The sequence below is a fragment of the Ruminiclostridium papyrosolvens DSM 2782 genome, from assembly GCF_029318685.1.
Lineage (GTDB): Bacteria > Bacillota > Clostridia > Acetivibrionales > DSM-1351 > Ruminiclostridium > Ruminiclostridium papyrosolvens.
The window spans coordinates 1941167-1958195 of the sequence record NZ_CP119677.1 but is presented as its reverse complement, the minus strand read 5'-3'; the positions used below and the strand labels follow the sequence as shown (position 1 = coordinate 1958195).

The 17029-nt window shown below is 36.5% G+C and carries 34 protein-coding genes; 7 read left to right on the top strand and 27 right to left on the bottom strand.

What is annotated here, in order from left to right; genetic code table 11:
- The 10 genes from P0092_RS08940 to P0092_RS08895 form a co-directional block, all read right to left on the bottom strand.
- On the bottom strand, positions 1-459 hold the full coding sequence (locus tag P0092_RS08940; protein ID WP_004620161.1) for a DUF2829 domain-containing protein: 459 nt from the start codon (positions 457-459) through the stop codon (positions 1-3).
- A gap of 12 nt (positions 460-471) precedes the next feature.
- Complete coding sequence (locus P0092_RS08935; RefSeq protein ID WP_004620160.1) at positions 472-738, bottom strand: hypothetical protein; 267 nt, start codon at positions 736-738, stop codon at positions 472-474.
- Complete coding sequence (locus tag P0092_RS08930; RefSeq protein WP_004620159.1) at positions 738-1013, bottom strand: hypothetical protein; 276 nt, start codon at positions 1011-1013, stop codon at positions 738-740. Before P0092_RS08930 ends, P0092_RS08935 begins: the two co-directional genes overlap by 1 nt.
- A gap of 118 nt (positions 1014-1131) precedes the next feature.
- Positions 1132-1440 (bottom strand): hypothetical protein, encoded by a 309-nt coding sequence (locus P0092_RS08925; RefSeq protein WP_004620158.1) that lies wholly within the window; start codon positions 1438-1440, stop codon positions 1132-1134.
- Positions 1427-1774, bottom strand: a complete 348-nt coding sequence (locus tag P0092_RS08920) for a hypothetical protein (RefSeq protein WP_004620157.1) — start codon at positions 1772-1774, stop codon at positions 1427-1429. The genes P0092_RS08925 and P0092_RS08920 overlap by 14 nt, the downstream gene beginning before the upstream one ends.
- Positions 1775-1781: 7 nt before the next feature.
- Positions 1782-2108, bottom strand: a complete 327-nt coding sequence (locus P0092_RS08915) for a hypothetical protein (protein WP_004620156.1) — start codon at positions 2106-2108, stop codon at positions 1782-1784.
- The gene (locus P0092_RS08910) at positions 2109-2678 is read right to left on the bottom strand and encodes a hypothetical protein (RefSeq protein WP_004620155.1); all 570 of its coding nucleotides are present in this window, start codon (positions 2676-2678) and stop codon (positions 2109-2111) included. It lies immediately after the preceding gene.
- On the bottom strand, positions 2671-3057 hold the full coding sequence (locus P0092_RS08905; protein WP_004620154.1) for a YopX family protein: 387 nt from the start codon (positions 3055-3057) through the stop codon (positions 2671-2673). The genes P0092_RS08910 and P0092_RS08905 overlap by 8 nt, the downstream gene beginning before the upstream one ends.
- 186 nt (positions 3058-3243) lie before the next feature.
- Complete coding sequence (locus tag P0092_RS08900; RefSeq protein ID WP_004620153.1) at positions 3244-3816, bottom strand: hypothetical protein; 573 nt, start codon at positions 3814-3816, stop codon at positions 3244-3246.
- A 913-nt stretch (positions 3817-4729) separates the two neighbouring features.
- Entirely contained in the window at positions 4730-5320 is a 591-nt protein-coding gene (locus P0092_RS08895) for a hypothetical protein (protein ID WP_004620152.1), read from the bottom strand.
- A gap of 258 nt (positions 5321-5578) precedes the next feature.
- Between P0092_RS08895 and P0092_RS08890 the strand changes: the two genes are divergently transcribed.
- Complete coding sequence (locus tag P0092_RS08890) at positions 5579-5797, top strand: hypothetical protein (RefSeq protein WP_004620151.1); 219 nt, start codon at positions 5579-5581, stop codon at positions 5795-5797.
- Between the two features lie 83 nt (positions 5798-5880).
- The gene (locus P0092_RS08885; RefSeq protein WP_004620149.1) at positions 5881-6075 is read left to right on the top strand and encodes a hypothetical protein; all 195 of its coding nucleotides are present in this window, start codon (positions 5881-5883) and stop codon (positions 6073-6075) included.
- A gap of 61 nt (positions 6076-6136) precedes the next feature.
- Here P0092_RS08885 and P0092_RS08880 read toward each other — a convergent pair whose 3' ends face one another.
- On the bottom strand, positions 6137-6298 hold the full coding sequence (locus P0092_RS08880; protein ID WP_199398952.1) for a hypothetical protein: 162 nt from the start codon (positions 6296-6298) through the stop codon (positions 6137-6139).
- Entirely contained in the window at positions 6295-6522 is a 228-nt protein-coding gene (locus P0092_RS08875; RefSeq protein ID WP_199398951.1) for an LLM class flavin-dependent oxidoreductase, read from the bottom strand. Before P0092_RS08875 ends, P0092_RS08880 begins: the two co-directional genes overlap by 4 nt.
- A gap of 172 nt (positions 6523-6694) precedes the next feature.
- Between P0092_RS08875 and P0092_RS08870 the strand changes: the two genes are divergently transcribed.
- The 5 genes from P0092_RS08870 to P0092_RS08850 all read left to right on the top strand — a co-directional run bounded on the left by P0092_RS08870 (position 6695) and on the right by P0092_RS08850 (position 9010).
- Complete coding sequence (locus P0092_RS08870; protein WP_004620143.1) at positions 6695-6928, top strand: hypothetical protein; 234 nt, start codon at positions 6695-6697, stop codon at positions 6926-6928.
- 40 nt (positions 6929-6968) lie between these two features.
- On the top strand, positions 6969-7136 hold the full coding sequence (locus P0092_RS08865; RefSeq protein ID WP_004620141.1) for a hypothetical protein: 168 nt from the start codon (positions 6969-6971) through the stop codon (positions 7134-7136).
- A gap of 11 nt (positions 7137-7147) precedes the next feature.
- On the top strand, positions 7148-7378 hold the full coding sequence (locus P0092_RS08860) for a hypothetical protein (RefSeq protein ID WP_004620139.1): 231 nt from the start codon (positions 7148-7150) through the stop codon (positions 7376-7378).
- Positions 7379-7471: 93 nt separating this feature from the next.
- On the top strand, positions 7472-7636 hold the full coding sequence (locus tag P0092_RS08855; protein WP_004620138.1) for a hypothetical protein: 165 nt from the start codon (positions 7472-7474) through the stop codon (positions 7634-7636).
- A gap of 126 nt (positions 7637-7762) precedes the next feature.
- Positions 7763-9010, top strand: coding sequence for a DUF3560 domain-containing protein (locus tag P0092_RS08850; RefSeq protein WP_004620135.1), 1248 nt, complete (start codon positions 7763-7765; stop codon positions 9008-9010).
- 151 nt (positions 9011-9161) lie between these two features.
- Here P0092_RS08850 and P0092_RS08845 read toward each other — a convergent pair whose 3' ends face one another.
- The 15 genes from P0092_RS08845 to P0092_RS08775 all read right to left on the bottom strand — a co-directional run bounded on the left by P0092_RS08845 (position 9162) and on the right by P0092_RS08775 (position 17002).
- Positions 9162-10106 (bottom strand): transposase, encoded by a 945-nt coding sequence (locus P0092_RS08845; RefSeq protein ID WP_004620133.1) that lies wholly within the window; start codon positions 10104-10106, stop codon positions 9162-9164.
- A 116-nt stretch (positions 10107-10222) separates the two neighbouring features.
- A complete protein-coding gene (locus tag P0092_RS08840) occupies positions 10223-11164 on the bottom strand; it encodes a phosphoadenosine phosphosulfate reductase family protein (RefSeq protein ID WP_004620131.1) in 942 nt (313 codons plus the stop codon).
- Between the two features lie 44 nt (positions 11165-11208).
- Positions 11209-11607: a beta-sandwich lipoprotein gene (locus tag P0092_RS08835; protein WP_004620129.1), complete on the bottom strand. Its 399-nt coding sequence runs from the start codon at positions 11605-11607 to the stop codon at positions 11209-11211.
- Between the two features lie 55 nt (positions 11608-11662).
- Entirely contained in the window at positions 11663-11932 is a 270-nt protein-coding gene (locus tag P0092_RS08830) for a hypothetical protein (protein ID WP_004620127.1), read from the bottom strand.
- A gap of 3 nt (positions 11933-11935) precedes the next feature.
- A complete protein-coding gene (locus P0092_RS08825) occupies positions 11936-12211 on the bottom strand; it encodes a nucleoside triphosphate pyrophosphohydrolase family protein (protein WP_040759081.1) in 276 nt (91 codons plus the stop codon).
- Position 12212: 1 nt separating this feature from the next.
- Positions 12213-12521, bottom strand: coding sequence for a nucleotide modification associated domain-containing protein (locus P0092_RS08820; protein ID WP_004620123.1), 309 nt, complete (start codon positions 12519-12521; stop codon positions 12213-12215).
- 11 nt (positions 12522-12532) lie between these two features.
- Positions 12533-12856 carry an HAD family hydrolase gene (locus P0092_RS08815; protein WP_004620121.1) on the bottom strand — a complete coding sequence of 108 codons (324 nt, stop codon included), beginning with the start codon at positions 12854-12856 and terminating at the stop codon, positions 12533-12535.
- A 189-nt stretch (positions 12857-13045) separates the two neighbouring features.
- Positions 13046-13360: a hypothetical protein gene (locus P0092_RS08810; RefSeq protein WP_004620119.1), complete on the bottom strand. Its 315-nt coding sequence runs from the start codon at positions 13358-13360 to the stop codon at positions 13046-13048.
- Positions 13361-13376: 16 nt separating this feature from the next.
- A complete protein-coding gene (locus tag P0092_RS08805; protein ID WP_004620118.1) occupies positions 13377-13544 on the bottom strand; it encodes a hypothetical protein in 168 nt (55 codons plus the stop codon).
- Complete coding sequence (locus tag P0092_RS08800) at positions 13541-14026, bottom strand: ASCH domain-containing protein (RefSeq protein WP_004620116.1); 486 nt, start codon at positions 14024-14026, stop codon at positions 13541-13543. The genes P0092_RS08805 and P0092_RS08800 overlap by 4 nt, the downstream gene beginning before the upstream one ends.
- Positions 14023-14979, bottom strand: a complete 957-nt coding sequence (locus P0092_RS08795; protein ID WP_422784826.1) for a DUF5131 family protein — start codon at positions 14977-14979, stop codon at positions 14023-14025. The genes P0092_RS08800 and P0092_RS08795 overlap by 4 nt, the downstream gene beginning before the upstream one ends.
- A 9-nt stretch (positions 14980-14988) precedes the next feature.
- Positions 14989-15216, bottom strand: a complete 228-nt coding sequence (locus P0092_RS08790) for a hypothetical protein (RefSeq protein ID WP_131451634.1) — start codon at positions 15214-15216, stop codon at positions 14989-14991.
- 29 nt (positions 15217-15245) lie between these two features.
- The gene (locus P0092_RS08785) at positions 15246-15473 is read right to left on the bottom strand and encodes a hypothetical protein (RefSeq protein ID WP_131451632.1); all 228 of its coding nucleotides are present in this window, start codon (positions 15471-15473) and stop codon (positions 15246-15248) included.
- Positions 15474-15507: 34 nt separating this feature from the next.
- Complete coding sequence (locus tag P0092_RS08780) at positions 15508-15804, bottom strand: hypothetical protein (protein WP_004620107.1); 297 nt, start codon at positions 15802-15804, stop codon at positions 15508-15510.
- Between the two features lie 16 nt (positions 15805-15820).
- Complete coding sequence (locus P0092_RS08775) at positions 15821-17002, bottom strand: radical SAM protein (protein ID WP_004620104.1); 1182 nt, start codon at positions 17000-17002, stop codon at positions 15821-15823.
- Between the last annotated feature and the right edge of the window lie 27 nt (positions 17003-17029).

The following is a 17029-nucleotide window of genomic DNA, read 5'->3' as shown; positions in this document are numbered from 1 at the left end:
CTATTCTACTATAACCCAATCTTCACTAAATACATCTACTTGTGCCGGTTGCCAAGGAAGTTTTCTGATTCCTTCTGAGCAGTCAGGTATTGTCATGTAAAGATAAGGGAATGTCATTTTGCTGTGTTCATCAGGAATTTGCGCTTGTAAACACATTCCTTTACCGTTCCAACCTTTACGGGCTACCTTTTTACCATTTTTCATATTCCTGATTGCTTCACCAAATGTGAATGTCTGGATATTCAGGTCTGTAGGTATCTCTCCGACTACTTCCCATTCATCACTACAGATATTGGTTAAAGTAAAAAGCATTTCTTCGCTTTCTCTTATATCTAGTATCCTTCCGTCCTTGCAATACATCTTGATTGTGCCGTCTTGCCATTTCCAGTAACCTTTCCAACTTGGAAGTTTTACTGCCATTCCTTGTTTCATTGCTTCAAATGCTTGTTTAAAAATCATGTACTCTTCTCCTTATAAGTTATCTTCAATTGTGGCTAACGCATGTAGTACTTGAGCAAGTGTTTCGTCTGTTCTTTTAATAGACATTAAAATACTTGCACCGTTTGATACCGGTGCATTGCCTTTTGTTTCTTGTGTCCCAGTAAACAGCTTCGAGTAGATGGATACAACACCATTCAAAATGTCACATGCCTTGATTTCTACACTATCTGCAAGTTTACTAAGGTTTTCAGATTTGCAATCTACTGCTACACATAAATTTTCATTTCCCATTCCCATTATGCTTTTCTCCCTTCATTTTGTTGGCTAAGAATATGTTGCTTTATTTTGGTTATTTCTTCACTTAGCTCAAAGTTTTTACCATCTTTTGTAATTAAAGCTATGCCTTCTTTGGTAATGCATAAATAACGCCCGGGATTATTTATCAGTGGAGAAACTTGTGTGAATCCGTATGATTTCATGTATTGGACTATTTCATCATGTTCCATTAATTCATTTTCCCACTTTTTATCCATTGTTTTTATTGCCAACTGGTATAAATCAGTTTCAGGCATCGGCTTTCCTCCTTTCATCTTTTTGACATTCAAGAGCGGTTTTACCGCATCTTATACATATGTAACCTTTGCCATTCTTGTACCGGACTTTATGTTTGAGCCATAGAAAACATTTCATTTACTCACACTCCTTAAATATTTCGGGGTTATCTCTGATTAAGCAGTAAATGCCTTTTGCTATTTCATCAGTGTACAATTCATTGTTTTCTCCCCATTCAATACCTCTATCCCTAACTATTCCATGGACAACTTCATGTAGAAATGCTTGCTGCTGTTTCTGAATATTTCGGTTTGTATTGAGTTCTATTTTTGCATCTTCATAATGAATAATTCCTAGACATTCTCTACCCTCCAGACACAAATTGTTTTCAGTCTGAATTACATCATAATCCATATATCCAATTCTTACTTTCTCAGGTATTTTCATTGCTGTCCTCCATCTTCTTAATGACTTTATCTAGTAGCTTATTTCCCATAGCATAAAACTTTTGATATGCCGGGTTTTCAGGGTCATTATTCCATCCAAGGTATTCCTTTGGAGATTTATTCAAGGCCTTTCCATACATTGAGCATATACCGCCATCAAGCTTTAATTTCCGTATAAATTCATTTGGCATTTCACCTTTGACGTAAAGCTTTGTTAATTCACTGTTTACAAGATTTAGTATTCCAGTCATTACCAGAACTGAATACCGCAATTCGTCATACTCTGGTCTGCCGTTGGTTTTACATTGTTCAATGATTTCGTTAAGTGTTTTCATAATTTTGTTAAACCTCCGAAGATTCCCTGTTTATATATTTTTGTTGTGTTTTTTCTATTTCCAATATTTTGTCTGGTAGTTTTTTGTTTAATGTTTCATGAATTTTAGCTCCTGCTTCTGCAATTGCCATATTTGCTATTGCATCTGGTGAAATTTTGCTAACTATTTCAGAATAGTTTTTTTCCAAAATATCACAAGCTATTTGGTGTGCTACTTTTTCAATCACAGTCAGCATTATAGGTTCATATAAATTTTGATATTTTTCTTGCTCACTTATTTTTGTAACGTATACATCTTTACTAGTAGCAGCATCATAATATTGCTCCATCTTCACTTATATTCCTCCTTCTTCCTCCACCTTGTAAACCCCATCCATTAGTACATATTGGCTTACTCTCCTTGACCTTTTAGACCTCATTATACGAAGTTCTCGAAGCTGCCTAACACACTTTTTAGTTTTAGTTATGCCGTAAATAGTGGGTAATGACTTTACTTGTCCCGTGGAATAGTCAGTGTGGAAGGTAACAAGCTCAGTAAAAAACGGTATTAAGTCAGGAATCTCCTGGACTTTTGCAACTTTTTTATCGTCAATTATGGCTACTTCATTGTTGGGTAGACGTATTTTAAGGGATAGTATGTTGTCTTGTGGGCTATGTATACTTGTACCGTTATGCGGGTGTCCGAAGAAGTATGGATTTATGTTTTCAGGCTTATTCTCTTTGTCAATTTCAATTTCGTCAATCACATATATGTTCCCGGTATCTATATCTTGTAATAAGAATAGGACCATATTGTCAACTTGTCCAACTGCTGCTCTAAAAGTTTTACCTGAAAGCGAATTATAAAGCACAGTTTTATCCATAACTATTTTTGATACATCAAAAAGTGGCTTATCGTTATTCATGAGGTACCTCCATCATCTCCGGATTGTCGTGTATGTTGCCGATAACTTCAACACATCTGAATGATTGTAAGAATTCAATCCAAGTCCAATTTCCAAACCACCATGTGCCATTTCTATATGTTATATCGTATATAAATGGACTAGTTTCTGTATCTCCGTATTTATAGGCTTTCACAATGTCGTGATGATATATTTCATGCCCATTTATGGTTTCTATGTATTGTCCTACTGTTTCCGGGATAACAGGAATTATGAGCCAAGTATCCTGAGTGCAAATCCTATGTCCATCACTATCTTTATATGGAGTAACTTTTATGTAGCACCCATACACCCACTCACCCGTATCTACTCTCTTGCCTCTGAATTTATGTTTTCTCATTGATTTAATGTTCCTCCTCCTAAACTTCTATTGTTCAAGTTTTCCACATGTGAATAACTTCACTTATTAACATTTTATCCACACATATCTGTGGATAACTTTATTATAAACCGGGTTATTATCATAATCAAGTACAACGTATTAAATTTATACTTTTATTTATTTTTATCTGGAAATGAGGCAGAATTATAAATATTCTTCTCCTTCCACATCTCCGTCCGTCATAATAATTGGCATGTAGTTTCCGCTTGCATGCATGTCCATATAGGCTTCAAATACTCTATTGCTCAGGTGTTCCCTTAATTCTTCCTGAAAGGCAATGAAGATATCTACAGGAATATAAACTGTGGAATTGAAATAAAGTGGACTTATGCAAAAAAAGTTTTTTCCGCTGATAGGAATTGATTTAATAATCTTGTTTTCAATGAGTTTCTTCCAGAACTGAACGAACTTTGTTCTATGCAGACCTATTTTTTCATGTATTTCTTCCCGTGTTAAAGGAACTATACCGCCATTGGTTCTCTTGGCAAGTAAATTGGACTTGGAATATATCATTCTGGATATTTTATATATCCTGCCCAGTTCCGCATCCGAGAAACATTCCGGCAACGAAATCGACAAGTAGCTTTTTGTCATTGCTGACTTGTATTTGAAGTTGTATCCATACCCTTCTTTCATTGGGTTATAGAACTTCTGTGTCCTTTGAGCGAGTAATTCACCATCACTTGATACACTTTCCCGCTTGTAGTATGTATCCATCTTGATATCTCCAATTCCTTGATAATAAAACGACCCTAAAAGGTCACTTTTGAAGAAATTGCGACCCTACAGGGTCACTCCAAAACTCCCGAAATATTTGTTATTAGTGGTTTACAAGGAAATCGCCAGACAGATACGTATAATATATTATATATACAACTCTGACTGGAACGAAAAAACTTGAAACAGGCACAAAAGGCTTTTGGTTTTCCTTCACTCTCATAATAAATCTTAAATTTAATGTTTTTGGTCAAAATAATATGTGAAAATAAATGTTTTTGGTCTTTTTATTGATTTTATTTTAAAATTGGCAGGTCTTTTTCAGAGGCATTAGGCATTTTCAAGGGTATCCCTCCCCCTATCAGAAATATGAATGCAACCAGAAGGAGAAAAGCTATTGAATTTGGCAACCGGCTTGACACTATAACGTGAAATTATCTTGCAAGTTTAAGGCTGTTTTGTAAAGTGGGACGGAAGATTCTCACTCTGGTGTCAAGTGGACTCTTTTTGGGCTGCTTTTTTATACGGTTAAACATTGGTTGGTGGATACTACGTACGTGGACTGTCCTATCCTGCGACTGGCCCGTTTTAAGTGTACCCCCTCCCCTATAACCTTGTATGTTGGATTAGGTATGTTTGTTGCTGCTGTCTGCTCCTGCTTGATGCATAAATCCGGCTGAGCTCTGGCTTAATGTTACGATACTATAACTCACCCATGTGGTTGTGATATATGTACTATTATGTATAAGTATACACATTATAGGGTAATACTTGTATAAATATACTGTATAAATACATTTTAATTACGCTTTGGAAAATGCTGAAAAAATAAAGTAACCCGAAACCCTTATGGTTCTAGGCTACTTTAGTACTTTAACGCAATCAATTACACGAAATAGCAATTTCGTAGTAATTACTCACTACTTGCATTTATACTCACTTTTGTTGGTTGCTGAAGCTCTGTTTTATCTGGAGCTGGCATAATCTGAATAGTAATTTTTGAAGGAAGTTGATTGCTGTTTGACTGCTCCGGTGCTGTTTCGCGGTAGCCAAATAGTGCTTTTGCAGTAAATATAGCATAAGCTGGGTTTTTAGCTGTGTATCCTGCTTTTTGATTAAAATCCTCTAATCTTAAAAACACCTTTTTAAATTCTGCGGACAATTGCCGTTTTATAGTATCTTCTACGTTTTTATCGTACTTACTGCAAGCATCGTAATTGTCAATAACTTCCATATCGGGTGCAATGGTTAAAAAGTCCTCTAACGCTTCCATTTCAGCTTTTTCATCCGCTTCTGTTTCTATTTCTTTTAATATTTCAGCTTTTTCATCCTCGGATTTGTGTTTATACTTATATCTATCATTTTTGTAATAATTAAAGCAGTCTTTTGTTATTCCCATAAACAAGCAAAATCCTGCGTCTGTAGGTATTGACTCAGTTTCAAAGTAAGTATCTATTTTAATTCTTAAATCCTCCAAACTGCCCCATTTCATACGTCTAGCCATCAAAGTTCCCTCACTTTCCTGCTGTCTATAATCTTATTATGCACAACAGATTAAAACACCAAGTCAAAAACCCTGAAAAAGCACTATTCCCATTAATTTCAAAATTTCTTTACTTACTCCTGCAAGGGTTTGAGGTCAATTTGTCGAAAGATGTCTAACGATTCCCTATTTACTTTTGTGCTACATTCGTGCTACAATATGAGCATAGACAACAGAGCGACAGACACAACAAGGTGTCGGCTACATTGGAGGTAATGCATGAAGAAATTGAATGTACATTGGGATTTTGAAGGGCAAGAACATACTGGGAATGTTGAATTTGAAACACTAGACAATGGTAAAGTATTTGTATCCTTTACTAGCGACCTTACAACACAAGTAATCGAAAATGGCGAACTCAACAAAGAAGATGCTGAGGACATATACAATGAAATATTATCCCGTGACTGTGATGTTACAGGATATGAGATTTTCTAGTCTGCCTGATGATGGGTGGCTGACTACCACCCGAAACCGCTTCGGCGGTCGCAGGAAGTCAAATAGAATAATATTGGGGTGATATGATGCCAGAAGCAAAGAAAAAAGCAACAAAAAACAAGGACGTACGTGCAAGAGTTACGCCGAGAATGAAAGAAGCTGTAACCCGTAAAATAGAATCGCTGAATAATAGCAATGAAGTGTACGGACCTATTCGGGAATCAGATGTTTTAATAAAGCTCCTTGAGAAATGGCTCAAGGGAGAAGTTGAAATATAAAATGACTAAATCAGCAAGGGTGATAATTCCCTTGCTTTTTTTGTTGTACTCGAGCATATATTTAATTAATCTCAAAATCCGGCTTTGAATTATCCATAACGGCCTTTAAGCAGCGTTTTAGTAGCATTTTTGCATCTTCCTCTGATAGTTTATCAATCAACTCATTACGCTTATTATCATCAGTCTCAGTAGTAATTTTGATAGCCCTTTTGGCAGTAATCATACTTTTTCCCCTTTCGGAACCCATTCAATTTTATATCCTATTAAATCTAAAATTTCGCAAACCTCACTATATTTTAAGGTTCCCCGAATTAATTTTGAACTAAAATTCTGAACTGTTGTATCTCTATCATGCTTTTTGTTTAAGGAATCAACAACTTGCGTCATTGTCCATCCTGATTTGATTATTAAGGCTTTTAATTCTCCCTTTAAAGACAATACTACCACCTCCTGAGTATAGAATAACACATTTGATTATACGATTCAACTATCTATTTTAAAATTATTAATAATATTTTAAAAATATATTTGACAATTTAAAGTACGTGGAATATAATTCAATTATGGAGTTGAGATTTAAATTATAAACTTGAATTTAAGAAGAATGGAGGACTCAAACATGAAAGGATATTACACTTTACTCGGAATAGGCAGTAAAAGCGACGTACCAAATATACTGACACACGGAAAAATGCACAAAAGCATATCAGTAAAAATTCAGGAAAACCGCCAAGGCGGTACACCTTTAATACACAACTGTTGCATGACAGTCTGTGTAGATGAGGCCGGAGAATATATTGATTTTACGAATACCAGATTTAAGGAAAATTTAGGAATAGTAAGGATTCAGTAGTATTTTAATTCCCGTAATTTGGGAGAATGGAGGAATGAAAATGTATAAAAGCAAAAAGTTAAATGAAATGAGAGAAATTTTAGAGGAAGAATTTAGGGAGCAATATGACATATGCTGTGATGCTAACAACCTTGATTATATGTTAGCATTTAAAAAAGCTTTTGAAAGTATTGTTGAAAGTTTAGCTGACTTTGATAAATTATTATAGGAGGTGTTGGAATGGATAACAATTATTTAAAATCCGAGAGAGGTATTGAAATAGCAAAGCATTTTACAAACGCTGAACTTGATACAATTAGGCAGGCATTAGAACATCTTGCAGATGCACACATTAAACAGGCAAACCAAATAAGATATACTTCTGGCTCTGATATAAACACTGAATATGAGCAGAAACAAAGAGAGCGAGCGAAGCTTATTCGTATACTGACATTGGATTTTTTGATTTAATGCAGATGGGCCGGAGAAATCCGGTTAATGCCGATACCGTAAGGTATGCAGTCCAAACGCTGCAGGCAAATTTAATCGAAAGGTGGGTTAAATATGATTACTGTAAAATGTATCTATTCAAACGGCGATACAATTACAACTAGCTTTAACGGAACTGTCGATGATGCAAACCAATATTTTTTGAATCAGTATTTTAATATAGGTACAGTAGTTGACAACATGCAACAGTGTGTAAAAATCGAAAGTATGAGCAAATAGCAAATACCCCATTACACAACCGACCAAAGCTTTGTAATGAGGTACCACGAACACACAACCACAATGGGAATGTGCAACTATAATTTTAGCACATTCCCGGTAAATTCGAAAGGGGAATGTAATATCATGGGTAAATATTTATTAAACAAGGAAACACAGAAAATTGAACTTCATTTCGGCAAGACCGAATATATGGCTTTATCAGAACAGCAGAAAAGGGAAATAAAATCTAGCTTCTTATGGTCACGTACAGCCGGGGCATGGGTAAGCCGAAGCATAAACAATCATTACTGGGCTATCCAAACAGCTCAAAAATTAGGTCTTGAAGATGCAGGAACAATTGGTGAAAGGCTTTCATATGCTGAAGAACTTGAACGTAAATCTGAGAGAGCTGAATCAAGGGCCGAAAGATACGAACAATATTCTGAGAATGCAGAAAAAAGAGCCGTAACCTTACAGGCTGACTTTAATAAATACCGTAAAGATTGGTCGTGGTTAACTCAGCCGATAATTGCCGGTCATGCAGGAAGTCAGGCGTTCGCCAGACACAGAAACAAAGTTATTGCACGATATGAAAGAGGTTTTGAAGAATATAAAAAGTCTGAATATTATCAGGATAGAGCAGCAACAGCCAGAACGACCGCAAATAATGCAAAATTGAATGACAAGGTATATCTTGATAATAAAATAAAAGAGTGCAATAAAACCCTTAAATTTCATCAAGAAAACATTGCAAAATACGAAAATGCACTGTATAAAGTTCAACAAGGAGAAATCTTAAAAAAACGTTCTGGGGAACCGTTGACGCCTGACTATATTGAACAACGCATCTCTGAAAGACTTGAAAAATACGAATGGGAGCACGACAAACTAGAATTTTTTGAAAAGGCTTTATCTGACTTGGGCGGAATTCAATTCAGTCGGGCAAATATAAAGCCGGGGTTTATAGTCAGTATCAGAAATTCAGGAAGGCAATGTGAAGTTGTATCGTGTGGACCTGTTAATGTAACTTATAAAATTCTTTATGGTGGAGCTGCCGGAATGGTATTGACTGACCCTTACGCTGCCATTGTGGAAATTGTAGAAGCCAAAGAAAAGACAGAGGAAATCAAAAATCCTTTTGTAGTAGGTGATATTCTGTGTAAGTGCCGTCCTGCTGACAATAGCATATACAAAGCTTATCAGGTAATTAAAACTACTAAAACTGGCGTTAAGTTGCAACAGATAGCTGTTGAAAATGGTCTTCCAATTCCGGATAAGTTCACCGGAGAAGCTGCAAAGCAGAAAAAAATCGTCAAAAACAAATGGAGCGATTTTGTTGGCGTATATGACGATGATTGGCAATTACATAAATACGAACCAAAAGCAATATAACCCCATAAGCCGAGCCGGGGCGGTTAATTCCGGCTTGACTTTTATGTAAAAATTGTATAATATTGTTATGGTTAATATAATCAATTTGGAATGTAAATTTTATTACTAACCACTTGTGCAATAATTTAATATAATCAAAATGGAAAAAGCCCTAGCAATCGCCGGGGCTTATTTTATTGCTCTGTAAATCCTTCATCCTTGGTACAGTTCCTTTCTCCTGCCGTATTCTTTCAAGCTCAATCAATTGGGGTTCTATTGCCTGTAATTTCCGGCAAACACTGCATAGCTCCAAGAGGTCTTTAAAAATACCTGCCTGATACCATCGAATGAATGCTTTTCTCAGGTTGTCAGGGTCGAGTTTATATTTTTTCCCGGATAACCTCCAAGATGAACCGGTGGTGATTGAATTATAAATTGCATTGAAATAACTCCTATCTCCTGCATATTGTTTACCACGGAACGGCTTATGCTCTGGCAATACCCTTGATATTAATTGCCAACTATCGTCTGAAATCCTTGTATAATCTACTGTTCGTGAATTAAATACCGTATGCGGTATTAGATTACTATACCTCACAGACTTGCTTTTGTGTCGGGCGTTGGAATCCTGAATCATTATCTTAAAAGGACTTTTCCGGGAATCCCCGATAATCTCAGTCAGTATCTCCCACATATCAGCATTGGTTGCAAACTCTATGTAATTACTATCGGCTAATCCTTGCCATGCTGTCTGCTCACACTGTAACCTTCGCTGCTTAATTGGTTCGTATATATTATCTTGCACCTGATACTTGTATAATTCTTTCAACCTTTCAAGATGTAGACTATACGCCGTCATACTTCCCCTTCTGTTCGCCTCCTGAGCCTTTTTTATTTCTCTGGTAATACAATCATCAAGGTTGCCCTTTGCCTCCTGTTGTAGACGACTGTATACGGCTTGCTTATCGCAGTTGTAAGGATATCCTTTAACAACATTTATAATTGTTCCCTTGCTTACATAGAAATTATCTGCTATCTGCTGATAAGAGTATTTTGTGGTTTGGTACATTTTTATTACTTCCTGCTGCTCTTCAGGAGTTAAGTACTTTTTAGCCATAGGTTCCCTCTTTTACATGCATAATTTGTTCTATCTGATTCACTAATTGAATGTTTTGTTCGTTTTTATGATATCACATTACAGATAATAAGTACATAATTTATTCATAATGCGTACTAATCATCCGGCTCTAAGTACATTTGATTTGGATTAAATGCCGGTAATGATTTTCTTTCTATCCACCAATTCCATACATTCTTTGCAGTATCAAAAGGCATAGGCTTTTTCCCTTTAGCAATCCTTTTTTCATCAACTTTTCGCCTTTTTCTTTCAACTACCATTTTTTCAAAGGCCAACATGTAATACTTTTTGAACTCAGGGAACATCTTAAATTCAAATTCTCTATTTGGTTTATTTGCTAGCGGACAGCCGACACAACCTAACCTATCAAAGCCACAATCATATAACTTGCAATACGTTATCCTTTCGGCTTTATGATAATCCCAAATCTGTTCTGTAGTCCATGAAATTATAGGATTTAGAGCTTTAACCCCCTTCGCCATGCAAACCTCAAATTGCTTTCGGTTTTCGCCATTGTCATTGAATAATCTTATATTTTCCTTGTTTTTCGATATTACTTCCATCGCTTCTCTTCCGTTGCTTCTTGAAGGACTTTCATCCCATCTGACTCCAAAGGAATGTATGCAATTTTTATTTATCTCAGGACGTTTTTCTTTTAATTCATCACAACAATATCGCATTAATGCTGTTGGTGGAGTACAATGGTCTACAATCATTTGAATCATAGACTTTTCTGGATGTATGGGTATAACTTTATATCCTTTTAGTTCAAGTTCATAAGCTTGCCTTCGTCCAAAGTAAATCAGCTCTGGAGGGTCAATGCCTGTAATATTCCACTGTATAAAAAATTTAACTCCGGCTTTAATAAATAATTTTAGGTTAGCCATGCTATCCTTGCCCCAAGACATTGCAACACAATAACCTCTGGGATCATGCTGCAAAGCTAATGGTTCAAAGTATTTAATCAATTCTATTGATTTTGATTCAACGTCGTAACTTTTTATATCAATTAGTGATAATTGCTTTGCTGTTAACATCAATCCCACCTCCTGTTGGTGCGTAATAGACTTATTTTTAAGTATTAGTCAATGTTTTTAACTCCAACAGGAATCCACATTTTAGGATTGTAGTTTAAGGTATACTTGTATTTATCAACATTTTTAAAGTTTTTCTGTTCAACAACATATGTAACATTATCACTTAACCCAATAAAATGCTTTTGATATAACCCGTTTTCATCTTCTACAATTACTTCAAGTTGATGGTCTGTATTATCGGATGTTATAGACATCTTCCCCGTCATTTGAAACAATACATCACCCTGTATGCAATTTATAACTGTTAATTGCCTAACTACATTAAAATTGTCTGCTTCTTGTGATAAATTTTGGGACACTCTTTCTGCCTCTGTGCATCCTGTCAATACAAATAACCCAATAATCATCACTGCAACCATTAAAAGTGTAATAATTCTTTTCATAAAATTTCCCTCAACTTTCCGCCATTTTAGGCTATACATTTATTCATTCGCTGAACTATACCAAACATCCATCAATCAGTAATAATGTTGGTTCTTTAAAACTAATTAGCATATTAAATTCATCAAGTACTTTTTGCTTGTCTGCCTCAGATGTACAACAACTAAGAAACTTTTCTTTTGCTTCTTCAAGTGTAAGTTCCTTAGGTGGTCCGTTGCCTTCTTCTATGTCACACACCTGTTCTTCGTAGAATTTTATTGCCTGTTCTTCTGTTTCGTCGCATATCAATGCGTAATATGGAAAATCAATGAAATCAAAGAATTTCATCCTTTACACCGTCCTTTCTATTCCAAGCCTGTCAGCCAACCGATTTATTTTTTCTCTTTTAAAAAGTCCAATTTCGCCCTCATCAATTTCTAACATAATTATAAGTTGTTCAATCATTATTTCAACGTCTGCTATTTCTTCGATTATTTCAGCCCTGTTTGACTTACCTCTTTTGTGCTTGCATATCTCTTTTGTGAGTTCTGACATTTCCTCTATAACCATGTCTAGTTGTGCATCTTTGCCCCATGTCTCTATTGCCTTTTTTAATATTTCATTCATTTTACTCAACGTCCTCACTCCCTCTCTGCTCCTGTATTTCCAACTCTATCAACGTCATAAGGCAGTAATTTGCCATGTCTTTAAACGTGTCTTTCAGGCTTTCATCCATGACCTTATTTTCTGCCCCGGTAGAAAGTGCCTTAATTCTGTTGAATTTATCGTACATACGGGTTACAGCCGAGATAACTCCAAGTTCCTGAAACGTCTTCCCGAAGCTGTCCCCGTAGGCTATGTTTTTAGCCTTGTAGACTTCGTTCAGTTCTTCGCACAATTGTTTATGTCTATCAAATTTATTGTTATTTTTCATCATAATCACCCTTTCTATGGCACAATGTTTACAAGTATTACTTTCTCCCATTCGTAACCGTCAACAATTTTTCTAGCCTTTTCATCGGAGAAATCAAAATCATGCATTGCTTCGTCTACCAAATCTTCAAAATCAGCCGATTTTCGGTACATTCTTTCGTCCTTTACAAAAACAAAATCAATCTCAGTTGTGTCCCATCTTGCAACCCATGAACCGTAATCATCACTCACTACACATTCGGTGTCTACTAGCGGTAGTATTCTTAATTCTGGATTTTCCTGTACTAGATTTAATAAGTTTTTAACATTTTCTTGTTGTGCCTCTATTTCTTTACCCATAAAATCCTCCCTTTCCGGCCTCTGGCCTATCACTCCCATGTGTACCAATCACATTCTATACATTCATACCGTTTGATTTCTCTACCCTCATAATCTTCATCTGCATCTGTTTCAATCACGGGGCTGCTACATTTTGGACAAACCATTTCTTTCACCCTTTCTTGGTTCGCACTTCCTCTATTTGCTGAACTACGGACTAACACACAATATAAACGGTTCTTTATACTTATGTAGCCTTAACTGATATTTCAGAGCTTTTTTAAGTGGAATTTCAACACATGGTCCACCTTCTCCGTTGCATGTTGCCCTTCTCTTGCGGTTAGATGGTATCTCGCTTATCGGGTACTCCATGTACTGGCTTTTCATATCAACTTCATAAGGATATGTATCTTCTTTGTCAATTCCAAACTCATTACAATACCATTCAACCGCCTCATGCATAGTCCTAGCTGCTACGGTATTCATATCATCCATTGCAAACGCTTTCCATCTTGCTTTCCTCATGCTTTACACCTTCCTTTCAAACTAACACTACTGTTTCATTATTTTTTATCGGGTACTGCTGCAATATAGCACTTTCCATATCTGATTTTAAATGTCTCTCGAAGTACGGTTCCCACGGACCATAATCCTTTATTGTGTATGTAATCTGTGATTTATCCTTAAAGACTATTTTCAGTTTCTTCATCCTTTACACATCCTTTCATTATTCCAGTTCCATATTCTTTGCATCCCTTTTGCCGGGATTGGTTCGGGAAGTGGTTTAATGTTTTTGAGTATCCATGCATACCTTCCTGGCGTATAATCTCCAAAATGATACTCATTGCCGTCTATTACATACCAATTTTCACCCATGTCTGCATAGGCCATTTCATTGAGTTCGTCTTTTGTCCTAATAGGTAGGCAAGCAACTAGGTCACAAGTCGCAACTACCTTCCCAAAAGGGCCAGTTCCATGTTCCAGATAGTAAAGCCATGAGCCATTATAATCCTTTATTTTGAGTATCTTCGCAAACTTGGGACAGAGTTCTCTTACCCACTTCGGCATTGAAGCCGCTGCGTGAATTGCTAATGGGCCTCTATAACTTGTAGCCCATGACCTAGTTTCAATTTTCTTTTCACCCATAGCAACCAGTGTTGCCCAAGGTTCATAAAGTGTTATTGCTTTCATTTTGCTTTCTCCTTCTCCCATGGATATTCTTGTATTTTCATGGGCCAGTTAAGATTATTTTTTAAAAATAATGGTATCCCGGCATCCCGGCACTGGTCTATTATTGATTGCACCCACTCTGGTTCCGGCGGCTTTGCTCCCGGCCCTGTCTCTGCTCCGACTATTACCCATTCAATTTTATTATCTGGTGTCCATTTTCCATCATCATCAAGGTGGTATAGTTTTCCTTCAAGCGAATCATGTGTAGTACAGCCCGGATAACTTAGCCCCGGAATATCAGTCAAATCTATTTCACCCAATAAAGGCTCAATGCTTAAAAATTTGTGTCCTTCATCAAAGTTCAATAGCTCAACAACTCTTCTTTCATCCTTTTGGCTATTTATAGTCGTTCCAAACCAGATATTATCCCAATTTTCAGTCTCATATGGATTGTATTCACTTTCATAGTGTTGTACTGACCTTTTATATCTACTTGGGTTTTTGGTTAAAAACAAATACCTGTGGTGGTCTGCATTAAAGGAAGCCTGAAATACTTCGTCTATCCATGAATCCGGCACCCAATCCCCGAACAGGTCGCCCATGCTAACAACAAAAATGTTTTGAGGTTTGGTCTTTTGGGATGGTTCTAGGAGGCGGTATTTGTGGAAGGTTGGGTCAAAGCCATAAGGGTAAGCTTGTATTATCCCTTTCCCATGTTGTGTCCTTTTCTTAAAATTTCTAATAGCTACTTCTAAATCATGAATTTTTTCATATTGTAAATATCTTTTGCAGTTAAACGATGGTTCAATCTCGCAATCACCGCTTATGTTACAATTGCCGTTTTCACAAGGCACTTGCCCAAATCTTTCAGCTATTCTTTTAGCATAGCAGTAATCACAACCATGCAGACACCCCGTTACCGGGTTCCAAGTGCTGTCGCACCACTCAATTTTACTTTTGTTCAACGTCCTCACTCCCTCTCTTTATCCTCGGTCACATTGACTCACTGGTTTCCCGCAAATTCTACACAAGGATTCACCTGTATCAGTGTCCTCACTTTTTTGCTGGACGTTTTCCCAATTAGTCTCTATATATGTTCCATCTGAAAGTCTCATTGTAACCCTGTATAATTGAAAATCAGCTCCTGTAACAAGACCTTCAATACCTGCACAAGGCCCAGTTTTTATTTTTGCGGTGTCATTTACTCTCATAAAATCCTCACTTTCCGGCCTCTGGCCTATCATTCACTAAATCTGTCTAATATGTCTTGATAGTAATTTCTTTCATCCTCATAGTGTTTATATATTGCATCTTCTACTTCAATTTTTACATCATGCAAACAGCGATTCCCGTCAGAAACAAATTCCTCTGTTGAGTCAGTAACTGGCGAAGAATAACACCAATCTCCATCTTCATCCTTAAATAATTCCGCTACTTTTTCATCATCGTAGAATGGGCGAAAATACAATACGTACCTGTCTCCACTCTGCTCCCATTTTTTACTACCCAATGTCGTTCACTTCCTTTCGCACTTCCTCTATATTCCGTACTAACTTACCCGGCTTCTTCTCGTTCGCTATTTTCATCAACCATATATCCAGTTGCTTGTCAGAGAATTCCTGTTCTCGAATTTTCTTTCTCTGAAGCTCAAACACTCCGTTGATCTTCTTATCAATTTCGAATCTGTCGGAAAAATAGCATTCAAAACTTTTTTTGTTTTCGGTGTATTCCTTGTCGTTTTTCTCAGACTGTTTTACAAACCTGTCTAACCGCTTTTGTAACTGAGGTATTAAATTCATGGTTTCACGCCCCTTTCTATGCTGCTTTCATGCATGCATCCGAATACTTTTTGTCAAAATACTTTGCCGCAATTTCGGGATACATCTGTTCAAACTTCTCCATCTGAACCCAAGAAGAACCTTTTTTATGTCCGTCTTGCAAGTATCTTTCAGGGTCATGTTTGTACTGCTTATATCTTTTGCCCATACCCCGTCCGATGCAGAATTGTCTATATGTCATTGTTCTTAACGCCCAAGGCTGATTACACCAACTTGCTATTTCATTGTAGATAGCTGAAAATGGACTTAGTTTGTAGTCTAAATGCCGCATTATGTAAGGAACACAATCATATTCAGCTAGAATAAAAATCCTTTTAAAAACGCTGTTCAAGTCCTTTACCCAAAATTCAGTTTCATATTCTTGGAGTTTGTTTCTTTTTTCCTCATATCCGCAGAAAGTGTATAACTTAGTTCGTTTCTGAGTGTATTTCCTCCACAATGCCAACTTTTCTCTTATAATTGGTTCATCATTTATATTGTCAAAAGCAAAAATAAAATCCTTGTAATAATTTGCATTTGTGAGCTTCTCGGCTTTCTTGTCAGTCATTAGCCTTATGTCTAAGCCCTGTTTAAATTGAAACGGCTTGCCTGTCTTTATTACTTCGTCCAACAAGGGCTCCCAATCTTTATACCCAAGAAACTGGTCATCCAGAAAAATGAATACCCCGTAATCTTTGTTGTGGAATTCCTCTATATGAGCATTGAAACGTACCTTTGTACAATCCTTGTTTACACAGAATGAGCAACCCATAAAACAACCATCTGTTAGTTTCCCGATTGAGCAGCTAGTGTAAAAGAAAAATTCTGATTTTTTATAACCTTTATCAATCATTCTTTTAACCCATTCAGAATATAAATTGTAATCCGGCATATGGTGCTCAATCTCGGGTGGCAGTCTCGGGGCTGTCTTAGGATAATAAAAGCCAGTACCGCCGTATACTACATTTGGTAAATTTAATATTTCATCAGGTACAATTGTTCCAGTGAATACCTTTGATATGTATACTTTGTCAAACTTGTGTACTTGTTTCCATTCGGTTATAAGTTCCGTTGTATCTCCTAGCCCCAAGTGGTACCCGCTTATTCGCATGCAACATGAATTGGGGAATCTATGATTTACATTTGCAATTAAGTCTGCATCTGCTATTGCAACATTCAATTTATCACCTTCTTTGTGCGTAATATT